Consider the following 12,313-nt stretch of genomic DNA (forward strand, 5'->3'; position numbering starts at 1 on the left):
GAATTAGGCAAGTGATTTTATTATTGTGAAATCAGTTAAGATGGAGAATGGCAAAAAGAAGGCTCTTCCTGATGACCATGTAGCAAAACTCCGCTACAGATCAAACAATCAAAATGTAGCGAAAGTAGACAGCAAGGGCAATGTCACAGCAGTTGGAACCGGAACCTGCACAGTATATGTATATGCAAAGAACGGCTTTGCTAAGAAGGTTGCAGTGACGGTCAACTGATATGTCTGATTTAGGATAAGTTTGTAATGGCAACTGACCAATTAGTGTAATTGAGAACTAAATAATTGCGAGGGCCTCCCTTTAGCTATAGTCTGGAATTCCGGATACGAAGCTAAGGGGAGGCACTTTTTCTATAAAGAAATTAATTGTTATTGAATCATATATTAACAGCGTATTGACAAAATAAATCTATTTGTGTATTATCATATCCAGTAAAAGAAAACGTTTTCTTTACTGCGGAAGCCTCCGCGGGAAAAACACATGCTGTCGGAGACTTTGGACGCGAAAGCTTTCAAAGCGTTGGGAGTGGGGGATGCCCCATTCTCCCGGCAGCCAATTGGAAGAAGATGAATATAAAGAGGTAATGACAGATGAAACAGAAAATGAAACAGTGGTTAGGCACTTTGCTCAGTATAGCGCTGATACTTGGCTTGATGCCTGGCATGAGCCTGACGGCGTATGCGGCCGGAGCGTATAATGACTATCTGGTAACTACAGATGCTAATAAAAATAAAAGCGGTGAAGACCTGACGGCGTTGCAGGTGAAGTTCAACGAGAAGCCATGGTATATCATCGCAGACAATTCTACAGCGGTGAATGCAGGTACGGTAACGCTGCTGGCAGCGGACACGAGCTTTGGAAAGTCGGCGTTTGATTCAACTGACCCATATAGCAGAGATTACAGCGGATCGACCGTGAAGAGCAAGCTTGATGCACTCACCGCAGAAGGTGATTCTTTTGCGGGTGTAAAAGATGCCATAGTAGATCCTGATTTGACGGATGTTAGTGTTACTGTAGCAAAGCTGTATCTGCTGAACATAACTGAGGCGCGTAAAGTGCCTGAGAATGTCCGAAAGTTCAGCGACAACTGGTGGCTCCGCTCGCCCGGCTACAATCTTAATGATGCGGCGTCTGTGGACGGCGGGTACGGGTATGTCCGCGATTTTGGTTCATCTGTCAATCAAGAGTTTGTGGTCCGCCCCGCTTTAAAGCTCAATCTGGCATCTGTCATCTTCGAATCTGGAACAAATACATTTGAACCTGTGGTAGACCAAAAGGATAATACTCCAAAAGCTGAGGTTGAGGGGCTTGATGAAGACCTGGCGACAAATGTCATGAACGATGACGATAATAAAAATACTGGAAACAGTGGCACTATCGAACCTGTAGTAGACCAGAAGGAAAATACACCCAAAGCTGAAGTAGAGGGACTAGATGAAGAACTGGCTACTAATGTCATGACCGATGATGAGAAGAACAAGATTAAGATAGATGCAAGTACAGGCTTCTACTCAGGTTTAAAGATTTCTCAGAAAAACGGCAAGATAAAGGTATCATGGGATAAGGGAGAAGATGCTTCAAAATACGCAGTATATGCTGCATACTGTGGCAAGGAATTTGCAAGTAAGCCTGTAAAGACTACAAAATCAACTTCTGCTACATTCAAGAAGATTAATGGAAAGAAGATAGACTTCTCCAAGAATCTCAAGATCTATGTAACAGCCTACGACGCATCCGGGAAGAAGATAGGAAACACGGTATCTGCCCACTTTGCCGGAAAGAATAATAAGAAGTACAAGAATCCCAAGGCTGTTAAGTTGACAACAACCGCACTCACAATTGAAGTAGGTAAGTCTGCAAAAGTAAAGGCATCCGTCAAAATGGAATCAGGAAAGAAGATAGCGCTTGATGATGCCCATTGTGCAAAGCTTCGTTACAAGACTACAAATGAGAAGATTGCAACTGTAGATAAAAACGGCAATGTCACAGGTGTAGCCGCAGGAACCTGTGAAGTATATGTTTATTCTAAGAACGGTCTTGCAAAGAAATGTACAGTAACGGTTAAGTAAAGAAGTGTACAGTGACAGTTAATCGAATTCCAAATTGCCGATTGAGTGTGAAGCGAAATATACATAATCAGTAAAAAGGCGTGTCGGATAATTATTGCTTATACTTAGAACGTAGTCAATTTAGTTATGTTAGACCAGGTCCTCGGTTTGCGAGAACCTGGTTTTTTATTATATAAATATAGAAGCTTGAAGCGGTATAGCTGAAGTAAGAAAACAGTGAATCGGCTACACTGTGCGGACGATAGATTCAAGAACAAGTGTAGCCGATTTAGAAATATTGATAATTAGCTTATTTATTTTAAGCTTTAGGTAAGAAAAAAGTCCGAACTTCCAAAGGATGCAACAGTTAAGAGAGTAAAGAATAAGAAGTAAGATAAGTCTTCCTGTCATTATTTCGCAGTAATGGCAGGAGGACTTTTATGCTGTTTTGGCTTAGTGACATATTGTGGAAGGGGCAAGATAAATGGATCCTGTTTCTATTAAGGGTATGAAGTACTGACACATTAAGAATAAATTCCAATAAAATCATGTTTTGATAGGCTAGAATCCTAGCAGTATATGCTAATATATTGTTAGGATTTTTGATGTATAGACAAAAAATTGAAATTTTGTGACCATTATCATGAGGCACTAATATGGACAATTCAAAACAGCAAGACGTATTAGAAATCTACAAGAGGTTGAATCCTGAAGGTAAAGCGAAATTATTTTTAAAATCTGTAAGTATATATTATCCGCAATAAGTACAATCGCATCTACAAGGTACAGATTCCTTTTGTGTCTCCGCATATCTGCAGGCATACATATTGTTCCAAGATGGCAAAGTCTGGTATGAATCCCAAAACCCTTCAATATCTTATGGGGCATTCCGATATAAGTGTAACGTTAAATACTTATACTCACGTCGGATTTGAAGATGCCCAGAAGGAGATGAAGTCGCTTAGAAACTCAAAGGCGATATGATTTGAGGGTTAAATTTTTCATTCATTCTGCCATAGGGAAACGGCAAACGTTATTATCAAACTAAAAGGGTCAAGCCACAAAGTTTTAACCCTGTTTTTGACCCTATTAAAAATAGCAGGGTCAAACTCAAAATTTTTGACCCCGATTTTGACCCCGCTGGTTGCGAAATAACGCTAAAATATGCAATGATATGCCGACTTATAAAAATTCGAAAATAGCATAAATGCTAGGAAATATGAGGTTTTAGGGAATGATTAAGATACTATTCGTCTGCCACGGCAACATTTGCCGTTCTACAATGGCAGAGTTTATAATGAAAGATATTGTCAGAAAACAAAGGTTGGAGAGCGGATTTCATATTGAGTCTTCTGCAACGCATACAGATGAGATATGGAATGGACAGGGGAGTCCTGTGTACCCGCCCGCCAAGGCAAAACTGAGGGAACATGGAATCGGCACACCGGATAATGAACTGGGAGTGTCTGAGAAGAGAGCCAGGCTTACTTCACGCAGTGACTATGACAGATTTGACTATATTATTGGGATGGATAGTGCTAATATTCGTGATCTGAAGCGCTTGTTCAATAATGATCCGGATGGAAAAGTTCATAAGATGCTGGAATTTGCTGATAGGAGTGGCGATGTAGCAGATCCCTGGTATACCGGGAATTTTGACGACACCTGGCGTGATTGCTCAGATGGATGCCATGGACTTTTTAGAGCAATTCTGATGAATCCTGAATATGCGGCACAGCTAAGAGATGCAGAGGACTTAGAGGATGATTTTAGAAATGCTGCAGAATCAGAGGGGAGCATTGATACTTATGGAAATGCATATGATGCGGGACTGATTCATGACGATTTTCCAAGGGGATAGGATCTGAATGATCATCCTTCACAATGCAGTAGCAAATTCAATTCAACGGGAGGAAAATATAGAAATGGGCTATTTATACGAAACACATTTACATACGACAGAAGCTAGTGCCTGCTCGCCTACTCCTGCGGAAGATTACATTGAATACATGATGGGACTGGGGTACAGCGGAATCATTGTAACGGACCATTTTTTTACAGGTAATAGTTGTGTCCCGAAAAATCTTCCCTGGAAGGACAGGGTTGAGATGTACTGCAGCGGATATGAGCATGCATTAAAAGAGGCAGAAGATTATGACTTTACCGTCATGTTTGGAATTGAATACAATTTTCAGGGAGATGAATATCTGTTATACGGAGTTGATAAAAAGTGGCTTTTGGAAAATGAAGATATAGAAAAAAAGTCCCGAAGAGAAGTATATGATCTTGTACATTCTGTAAATGGAATTATGGTTCAGGCTCATCCTTACAGAGAGCGTGGATATCTGTCAGCTATTCATTTGATGCCTTCAGTTTGTGATGGGGCTGAAGTTTTTAACGCGGGGAATCCTGATTACCAAAATGCACTTGGATACAGGTTTGCGAAGGAGCACAACTTTTTGATGTCATCAGGCTCCGATATTCATTCATTTCCTATGCTCTCCATGGGAGGAATGAGATTCCCTTATAAGATAAACAACATTCAGGAATATGTTAAAGCTTTTATGGCCGGTGATGGAACTCCTGTATATAGAATAAACCCTTCGGATGAAAAGACAGTTTTTTCAGAAGTGGAGAAATGCAAGGCACTTACAGAGATTTCTCAAGGACCGACACTTCCTGTTATTATGCATGAATAGGAAAAATGAGTAAGGAATTTTTATGATTAGAGATGTGGATTTAAAAGAGATTTCCGATGGAAAACTATATGATATAAATGACATGGCAAAGCTTGGGGTAGATGACTGTAGTGGCTGCCATGCCTGCTGTTGCGGGATGGGGGACTCCATAACACTTGATCCGTATGATGTATACAGATTGGAAAAAGGACTGCATAAAAGCTTTGAGATGCTTCTTGCTGAAAATCTTGAACTAAGAGTCGCAGATGGCGTTATACTTCCGTGTTTGAAAATGAAGGAAACTTCTGATTCATGTACACTGTTAAATGATGAGGGAAGATGCAGCATTCATGCTTTCAGACCCGGTATTTGCAGGCTTTTTCCTCTTGGTAGAATATTTGAAAACAATACGCACAAATACTTTTTGCAAGTACATGAGTGTAAAAAACAGAGACAGACCAAGCTGAAGATAAAGAAGTGGCTGGATACTCCGGAATTAGGGAAGTATGAGTCATATATAGACAAATGGCACTATTTCCTTAAAGGCATAACAGACAAGGCGGGAGAACTTTCGGAAGAAGAGTTGAAAACAGCCAATATGAAAATTTTGCAGACATTTTATGTTAATCCATATGACATGGAAACTGACTTCTATGAACAATTTGATAATAGATTGAAGAACATTTTGTAATATGCTTTAGTCTTATACAAAAGAAAAACTTTTAGAGTTTTTAGAACCTGATCAGAAATTGATTGGGTTCTTTTCTATTGTTGCAATTCAGAAAATATTTATCGAAAAACAATAAAAAATTATTGACATTCAAAAATACTCATGCTATAACAAATTTACAGCTAACATATTTTTGAATTGCAGCTGAATTGCAGCTGAATTGCAAGTTTTGTATAGCCAAGTTGCAAGGCGAGATACGATTTTGCATATGGTGCATCAAGAGATAATGGCATAGGAGAGACATGGAGAATGAATGACAAATTAAACGTGTGGTTTAAGAGATTTCTGGATTTTAGCCTGATCGTCGGCCTTTTTATTGAAGTGACGGTTCCGATAGGTCTTAGACGGGCTGTAGATATCACAACGAATGTGCTCGGAGGATCATCCGAGTATTTACAGATAAAGGATCACTTCCTCTTTGCAGTGGTTACCATTATGATTGCAGGTGCTTTTGCACTGTTGATTTTGTATGAGCTCAGGAAGATGATGAAGACCGTGATTGCTGATGACTGCTTTGTTCAGGCTAATGTAACAAGCTTATATCGTATGGGAAATTATGCATTTGCAATTGCGCTCGTCAAGATTATCAGGTGCTTTGTATATTTCACCACTGCAGCGATTGTAACGGCGGGCGTGTTTATATTTGCGGGAGTGCTCAGTAAGGTGTTGGCGAAGGTCTTTGATAAAGCAATCAGATATAAAGAAGAAAATGATCTAACTATCTAATATGCATGTATAAAAAATAAACGGCCTCTTATTTGGCTGATGAATAATGATACTCTGAGATTTTTGTGGAGGATGAGATGGCAATCATTGTAAATTTGGACGTGATGATGGCTAAGAGAAAAATAGGTTTGACTGAGCTTGCCGGTAAGGTCGACATTACACTTGCTAATTTATCTATATTAAAAAATAACAAGGCAAAAGCAATACGCTTCCAGACACTTGAGGCAATATGCAGGGAACTTGACTGTCAGCCCGGAGATATTCTGGAATATGTTCCGGATGAAGACGAATGATAATTTTCAAAATGGAGGGAATGAAGTATGGAAAATAATAGTAACACTTTTCAGGAAAACTATAATGACTCTAACCTGGCAGAAGACAGGTATGAGGTCAACTATACAGATACAGCTTTTAATGGATATGATCAGGGCAGGAGCGGTATGGGAGCTTACAGCTCCGGACAAGTGCTTGCAAAGCAGGTAAAAAATGTGAATAAAGCAGATGCGCAGGCTTTTGGCAAATATGGTCTTATCACCTTGATTTATGCGATTCTTCATACATTCTGTTTATATGAAAATACAGATGGAATAACTTATCCTATTTATATATTGGGAACTCTGCTTCTTATTGCATGGGCCAGGAAACGGGATGGGCTTTCTATTTTCACAGACAAAAATGGGAAAGCAGGGCTGAATTTATTTTACATAATATCGTTAATGCTTCTTTCTGTATCAAAATGTACAACGGCAAATCCGGAATTGCTATGGCTCGATGGATTTGCAATAAACCTTTTAATGTTCAGCTTTTTGATACATATGTACGCTGACACCAAAGGCTTTGATCTTATAGGATGGATTATCGCAATTATGATCACCATGCTTATGCCTGTTGCAAAAATAGCTGAACCAGTTAATGATTTTGCAGCATGGATCAAGACACACGGGAAGGCAGATAACAGCAATAAAAAGGCCAATATAGTGGCTGTTGTGACAGGACTATGTATCAGTATGCCGCTCCTTTTCGCAGTAATTGCGCTGCTTTCATCGGCTGATGCTGTCTTCTCCAATACTTTGGAAAAGACCTTTGATTTCATATTTGAATTTGACTATCTTTGGGATATTTTTGCTATAGCATGGATGATGCTGTTGTCTGTATGGCTTTTCTACACAGTGATAAAGAATCTCTGCAAGAGAGGAATAGAAGTAGATACAGGTAAAAAGACATCTTTTAATCCTGTTATTGCCATCACTTTTACAAGCATGCTCAGCATTGTATATCTGTTCTTTAGTATCATTCAGATATTTGGTCTGTTTATGGGAAAAATGACGCTTCCGGAAAATTATACTTATGCTGAATATGCGCATGAGGGCTTTTATCAGCTTCTTGCGGTGAGTATAATGAACCTGGTTTTGGTAACTTTGTGTCAGAGACTTTTTAAGGAAAATGTTGTACTTAAAGTGCTTCTCATGGTAGTAGGCTTTTGCACCTATATCATGATCATCTCCAGTGCATTCAGAATGTTAATGTATATAGGGGCATATCACCTGACTTTTATGAGAGTATTTGTGCTTTGGTTTCTTGGAGTGCTTGCACTTTGGCTGTCGTATCTTCTGGTAAGCCTGGTATACGAAAAGCTTCCTGTTTTCAACCTTTGCATGATAACAGTTACTGTCATGTATATAGCATTTGTTTTTGCAAACCCCGATTATCATATAGCAAAATATGATCTGCAGTATTTGGAAAGTGCTATTGAAAAAGACGATGACTATTCAATGAAAAGCTATTTTATAAATGACATTTCCATGGATGCAGCTCCGGCGTTTGCAGGCAACAAAGCGCTGCTAAAAGAATTTGGAAATAATATGTATGACTGGAGAAATACAGAACCAAGAACATTGATTCAGAAGATAAGAAGATTCAATTTCTCAAGATACAGAGCACAGAGTCTCGTCGATTCGGTATCGGATAAATAAAATAACAGGGGCGCTGCAGGTTAACAAAAGTTTTTGTTTCCGGCAAGCAGCCCCTGTTTATTTTACTTAAAAAAGTTTTCTGTTATCAGATATCCTTCTTCCAAAGTCCGTGAAGATTGCAGAACTCGTAAGCAGCAATCGCTTTTTCACCTTCAGCAAGAACAAATTCAGCAACAGGTTTCTCGGAAGGCTTGAGATTTTTCTGCATAAAGCCCTTATCTGTAACAAGCCATACGTACTGGATGTAGTGATTATCCATCATGGGATGTTCAACTTCACCGATCTTGACAGTAACCTTGTTTCCGTCGACCTCAACAACAGGTACATGCTTTTCAAAGGCGCCGTCAGAAGTTCCGGGAGCCAGAGAAGTCATGGGCTCGCCGCAGCATACAGGTGTGCATGCAGCATCATTGATCTTGATTACCATACTACCGCATTTTTCACATTTGAAAATGTTCATAAGAGACCTCCTTCGTCTATCTGTGTTGTCCGCGTATATACGGATTAAAAAATGATCAGTAATTTTCGGCCTTTAATTGGAAATATGCCTGTGGATGATTGCATACAGGGCACACCTCGGGAGCTTGTGGTCCTATTACTATGTGACCGCAGTTTCCGCATTGCCAGATACAATCGCCATCCCTTGAAAAAACTATTTTATCTTCAATATTTTTAAGAAGCTTTTTGTAGCGCTCCTCGTGCTCCTTTTCAATTGCAGCAACACCTTCAAAGAGCTCTGCAATTTCGTCGAAACCTTCTTCCCTTGCAGTTTTTGCAAATGATGGATACATTTCTTTCCATTCATAAGCTTCGCCCTCAGCTGCTTCTTTCAGATTCTCGATGGTGCTTCCAATACCTGTTAGAATCTTATACCAGATCTCGGCATGCTCTTTTTCGTTGGCAGCGGTCTCTGCAAAGATATTCGAAATCTGAACAAAACCATCTTTTTTCGCCTTCGATGCAAAGAATGTGTACTTGTTTCTTGCCTGTGACTCGCCGGAAAATGCTTCCTGCAGATTTTTCTCGGTCTGTGTACCCTTTAGGTCAGCAGCCCTGCATCTCCACTTGTTATCAGCCATTGTAAATGTCTCCTTCCCGTGATGAAAAAATATGTCTGTACTTCGTAGCTTTTAGTCCTGTATATCAAAGAGAAAAATACAAGAGTTAAGCTATCCTTTGCATTTTATTCTAGCATATAAGGAGAATAAAAATAATTAGATTTTTATAAAAATTTATGTCGGTATTTCGTTATTAAGTGATGAATATACATATGGCGGGTCATAGTGAAATTTTGATGCAATATTAAAATAAATCAAGAAAACTGATTAAATTCATCACTACTAAAAATATGTTTAAGTGATAAAATAAAAATCATCAATATTCGTTGATGTTTTTTATACAATTGAAATTATATACCAGGAGGAGCATTATGAAGAACTACGAGAAGTATCAGAGACAGTATTTTATGCCACCTAAGGCCACATATGATTGGGTGAAAAAAGATTATCTTGATAAACCGCCAATATGGTGTAGTGTTGATCTTCGAGACGGAAACCAGGCGCTGATCGAGCCCATGAGCCTTGAAGAAAAACTGGAGTTTTTCACAATGCTTGTAAAACTTGGTTTTAAGGAGATAGAAATCGGATTCCCCGCTGCTTCAGAGACGGAGTTTGAGTTTGCAAGAACTCTGATTGAGAGAAACATGATTCCGGATGATGTGACGGTTCAGGTTCTGACACAGGCCAGAGAACACATAATCAAGAGAACCTTTGAAGCAGTAAAGGGCGCACCAAAGGCTATTATTCATCTGTACAATTCCACATCAGTTGCTCAGCGCGAGCAGGTATTTAAAAAGAATAAAGAGGATATAAAGCAGATTGCCATAGACGGAGCAAAGCTTTTGGATAAGCTTGCAAAGGAGACCAGCGGTAATTTCTTATTTGAGTATTCGCCGGAGAGCTTCCCGGGAACAGAGGTTGATTATGCGGTTGAAGTCTGCAACGCAGTTCTTGATGTTTGGAAGCCCACCAAGAAAAATAAAGCTATTATCAACATCCCCACAACTGTAGAAATTGCAATGCCTCATGTGTTTGCAACTCAGGTGGAGTATATTCATAAGAACCTTAAGTATCGTGATGCTGTTACACTTTCACTCCATCCACACAATGACAGAGGCTCAGGAATAAGCGATGCGGAGCTTGGATGCCTTGCGGGTGCGGACAGAATTGAGGGTACCCTTTTTGGAAACGGTGAGAGAACCGGAAATGTTGATATTGTGACTCTTGCTCTCAATATGTATTCCCACGGCGTAAATCCCGGGCTTGATTTTGGTAACATAAATGAGATTGGAGAGACTTATGAGAGACTGACAAGAATGCGTATTTTTGAGCGTCAGCCATATGCAGGACAGCTTGTATTTACTGCATTTTCAGGATCACATCAGGATGCTATCAGCAAGGGATTTACTTGGCACGAAGCAGGAAAAGACAACGGCATATGGTCAGTACCGTATCTTCCAATTGATCCCAAGGATCTTGGAAGAGAGTACGACGGAGACGTTATCAGAATCAATTCTCAGTCCGGAAAGGGTGGCGTAAGCTACATCCTGAAGACAAACTATGGAATGATGGTTCCGAGAGAAATGCAGACCGATATCAGTTACACAATAAAGGATGTATCGGACAGAGAGCATGCTGAGCTTGCTCCCGGCAGAATTTATCAGATATTTGAGGATAAATATGTGCACAATGATTCTGTATTCAGAGTTGTGGACTGCCATTTCAAGCAGGTTAACGGAATCCTTGCTGAGGTAACAATAGCTCATGCGGGAAAAGAGCATGTTATAGAAGCAAACGGAAACGGACGACTTGATGCTGTAAGTAATGCCTTCAAGCTTTATTTTAATGTGAGCTATGAGCTCTCAGTTTATGAGGAGCATGCTCTCAGCCGCGGATCATCTTCTAAGGCTGTTACCTATGTAGGTATAACCTGCGCCGGTAAGAAGTTCTGGGGCGTTGGAATTGACGAGGATATCATCAAATCCTCAATCAATGCTCTTACCATAGCTGTAAATCAGCTTGAGGAAGTTAAGGCGAGCACGGATGCCAAGGACGAGAGAATAAGCGCAATACTTAATTATATTCAGGAGAACTATCTGTCAGTAACGCTTGATGACCTCTCTAAGGAGTTCTATCTCTCAAAGCCGTATCTTTCCAAATATATCAAGGAAAAATCAGGCATGACCTTTGGGGAAAACGTGAAAAAAATCCGTTTGAAAAAAGCCAGCATTTTACTAAAGAACGGTAACATGAAAGTTGAGAGAGTGGCTGAGGCTGCAGGCTATCAGAATGTTGAGCATTTTAACAGGCTGTTTAAGAAAAAGTACGGTATGACACCTGTTCAGTATCGAAGCAACAGCAGATGATTTGGGGCTTTAATTAGCACGCTTTTGTGATATAATATACATGTTTTTTGGGATTAATATTTTTTATGAAGTGGAGGAAAAAATGACTTACGAAGAAGTAGTAGCAAAGGTAAAGGAAGCACTTAAGGATGCTGATGTCAGTAATGTTAAGGAACATGCAGCTTACCAGTTCAATATAACCGGCGAGGGCGAAGGCGCTTTCTATGTAGAAATCGAAGATGGAAAATTAAACGTAGAGCCCTACGAGTATTTCGACCGTGATATTCTTGTTTACACATCAGCAGCTGACCTTATGGATATTCTTGAAGGAAAGACTGATTTTGTAAATGCTAATCTTTCAGGAAAAATAAGCGCAGAGGGCGACCTCAGAAAAGCTGAGATTTTAAATGGAATCAGTGTAAAGGCTGAGACTAAGGAAGCTCCTGCTAAGAAGGCACCCGCCAAGAAGGCAACAGCAGCTAAAAAGCCCGCAGCAAAGAAGACTGCAGCCAAGAAGGCTCCGGCTAAGAAAGCTACTAAGAAATAACAGCTTATAAAAAAACTTGATGATCAAACGGACAATGGCTGCTGCAATTTCTATTGTGGCAGCCATTTTATCCCTTATAGATTCTTGAATGTTTTTCATCTTTGCGTTCAAGAAGTCATACTTTTTTTACAAAATGGCGGTATTATGGTGGGAGAACATATTTAACGCCTGATTCAAAGGGAAAACAATAAGTTAAGA

At 39.8% G+C, this 12,313-nt stretch carries 12 protein-coding genes and 1 pseudogene; 11 read left to right on the top strand and 2 right to left on the bottom strand.

Features of this window, described 5'->3' with window-relative positions:
* Positions 1 to 25: 25 nt before the first annotated feature.
* From ACHCNF_RS00145 to ACHCNF_RS00185, 9 genes and pseudogenes are all read left to right on the top strand, one after another.
* The gene (locus ACHCNF_RS00145) at positions 26 to 229 is read left to right on the top strand and encodes an Ig-like domain-containing protein (RefSeq protein WP_408070777.1); all 204 of its coding nucleotides are present in this window, start codon (positions 26 to 28) and stop codon (positions 227 to 229) included.
* A gap of 371 nt (positions 230 to 600) precedes the next feature.
* Positions 601 to 2,079 (top strand): Ig-like domain-containing protein, encoded by a 1,479-nt coding sequence (locus ACHCNF_RS00150; RefSeq protein WP_408070778.1) that lies wholly within the window; start codon positions 601 to 603, stop codon positions 2,077 to 2,079.
* A gap of 732 nt (positions 2,080 to 2,811) precedes the next feature.
* Positions 2,812 to 3,042: pseudogene (locus ACHCNF_RS00155) on the top strand (tyrosine-type recombinase/integrase); the annotation flags it as partial.
* A gap of 250 nt (positions 3,043 to 3,292) precedes the next feature.
* Positions 3,293 to 3,919 (top strand): low molecular weight protein-tyrosine-phosphatase, encoded by a 627-nt coding sequence (locus ACHCNF_RS00160; protein ID WP_408070779.1) that lies wholly within the window; start codon positions 3,293 to 3,295, stop codon positions 3,917 to 3,919.
* Positions 3,920 to 3,983: 64 nt separating this feature from the next.
* Positions 3,984 to 4,757 (top strand): hypothetical protein, encoded by a 774-nt coding sequence (locus ACHCNF_RS00165; RefSeq protein WP_408070780.1) that lies wholly within the window; start codon positions 3,984 to 3,986, stop codon positions 4,755 to 4,757.
* Between the two features lie 22 nt (positions 4,758 to 4,779).
* A complete protein-coding gene (locus ACHCNF_RS00170; protein ID WP_408070781.1) occupies positions 4,780 to 5,427 on the top strand; it encodes a YkgJ family cysteine cluster protein in 648 nt (215 codons plus the stop codon).
* 288 nt (positions 5,428 to 5,715) lie between these two features.
* Complete coding sequence (locus ACHCNF_RS00175; RefSeq protein ID WP_408070782.1) at positions 5,716 to 6,192, top strand: DUF2975 domain-containing protein; 477 nt, start codon at positions 5,716 to 5,718, stop codon at positions 6,190 to 6,192.
* Positions 6,193 to 6,269: 77 nt separating this feature from the next.
* On the top strand, positions 6,270 to 6,485 hold the full coding sequence (locus ACHCNF_RS00180; protein ID WP_408070783.1) for a helix-turn-helix domain-containing protein: 216 nt from the start codon (positions 6,270 to 6,272) through the stop codon (positions 6,483 to 6,485).
* A gap of 27 nt (positions 6,486 to 6,512) precedes the next feature.
* Complete coding sequence (locus ACHCNF_RS00185; protein ID WP_408070784.1) at positions 6,513 to 8,165, top strand: DUF4153 domain-containing protein; 1,653 nt, start codon at positions 6,513 to 6,515, stop codon at positions 8,163 to 8,165.
* An 85-nt stretch (positions 8,166 to 8,250) separates the two neighbouring features.
* On the opposite strand, the gene ACHCNF_RS00190 is transcribed toward ACHCNF_RS00185, so the two are convergent.
* Positions 8,251 to 8,625, bottom strand: coding sequence for a desulfoferrodoxin family protein (locus ACHCNF_RS00190; protein WP_408070785.1), 375 nt, complete (start codon positions 8,623 to 8,625; stop codon positions 8,251 to 8,253).
* Positions 8,626 to 8,680: 55 nt separating this feature from the next.
* Complete coding sequence (gene rbr, locus ACHCNF_RS00195; RefSeq protein WP_408070786.1) at positions 8,681 to 9,244, bottom strand: rubrerythrin; 564 nt, start codon at positions 9,242 to 9,244, stop codon at positions 8,681 to 8,683.
* A gap of 350 nt (positions 9,245 to 9,594) precedes the next feature.
* Between rbr and ACHCNF_RS00200 the strand changes: the two genes are divergently transcribed.
* Entirely contained in the window at positions 9,595 to 11,589 is a 1,995-nt protein-coding gene (locus ACHCNF_RS00200; RefSeq protein ID WP_408070787.1) for a 2-isopropylmalate synthase, read from the top strand.
* A gap of 82 nt (positions 11,590 to 11,671) precedes the next feature.
* A complete protein-coding gene (locus ACHCNF_RS00205; RefSeq protein ID WP_408070788.1) occupies positions 11,672 to 12,115 on the top strand; it encodes an SCP2 sterol-binding domain-containing protein in 444 nt (147 codons plus the stop codon).
* The last annotated feature ends 198 nt before the right edge of the window (positions 12,116 to 12,313 follow it).

It is taken from the genome of Butyrivibrio sp. NATIVEDY162, assembly GCF_045999815.1.
Taxonomy (GTDB): Bacteria; Bacillota; Clostridia; order Lachnospirales; family Lachnospiraceae; genus Butyrivibrio.

Bases quoted from the DNA above. Each gene is read 5' to 3' on its own strand.
- ACHCNF_RS00170 (WP_408070781.1), top strand. From the start codon at position 4,780: ATGATTAGAGATGTGGATTTAAAAGAGATTTCCGATGGAAAACTATAT.
- rbr (WP_408070786.1), bottom strand. From the start codon at position 9,244: ATGGCTGATAACAAGTGGAGATGCAGGGCTGCTGACCTAAAGGGTACA.
- ACHCNF_RS00205 (WP_408070788.1), top strand. From the start codon at position 11,672: ATGACTTACGAAGAAGTAGTAGCAAAGGTAAAGGAAGCACTTAAGGAT.
- ACHCNF_RS00200 (WP_408070787.1), top strand. From the start codon at position 9,595: ATGAAGAACTACGAGAAGTATCAGAGACAGTATTTTATGCCACCTAAG.
- ACHCNF_RS00160 (WP_408070779.1), top strand. From the start codon at position 3,293: ATGATTAAGATACTATTCGTCTGCCACGGCAACATTTGCCGTTCTACA.
- ACHCNF_RS00175 (WP_408070782.1), top strand. From the start codon at position 5,716: ATGAATGACAAATTAAACGTGTGGTTTAAGAGATTTCTGGATTTTAGC.
- ACHCNF_RS00150 (WP_408070778.1), top strand. From the start codon at position 601: ATGAAACAGAAAATGAAACAGTGGTTAGGCACTTTGCTCAGTATAGCG.
- ACHCNF_RS00165 (WP_408070780.1), top strand. From the start codon at position 3,984: ATGGGCTATTTATACGAAACACATTTACATACGACAGAAGCTAGTGCC.
- ACHCNF_RS00180 (WP_408070783.1), top strand. From the start codon at position 6,270: ATGGCAATCATTGTAAATTTGGACGTGATGATGGCTAAGAGAAAAATA.
- ACHCNF_RS00190 (WP_408070785.1), bottom strand. From the start codon at position 8,625: ATGAACATTTTCAAATGTGAAAAATGCGGTAGTATGGTAATCAAGATC.
- ACHCNF_RS00185 (WP_408070784.1), top strand. From the start codon at position 6,513: ATGGAAAATAATAGTAACACTTTTCAGGAAAACTATAATGACTCTAAC.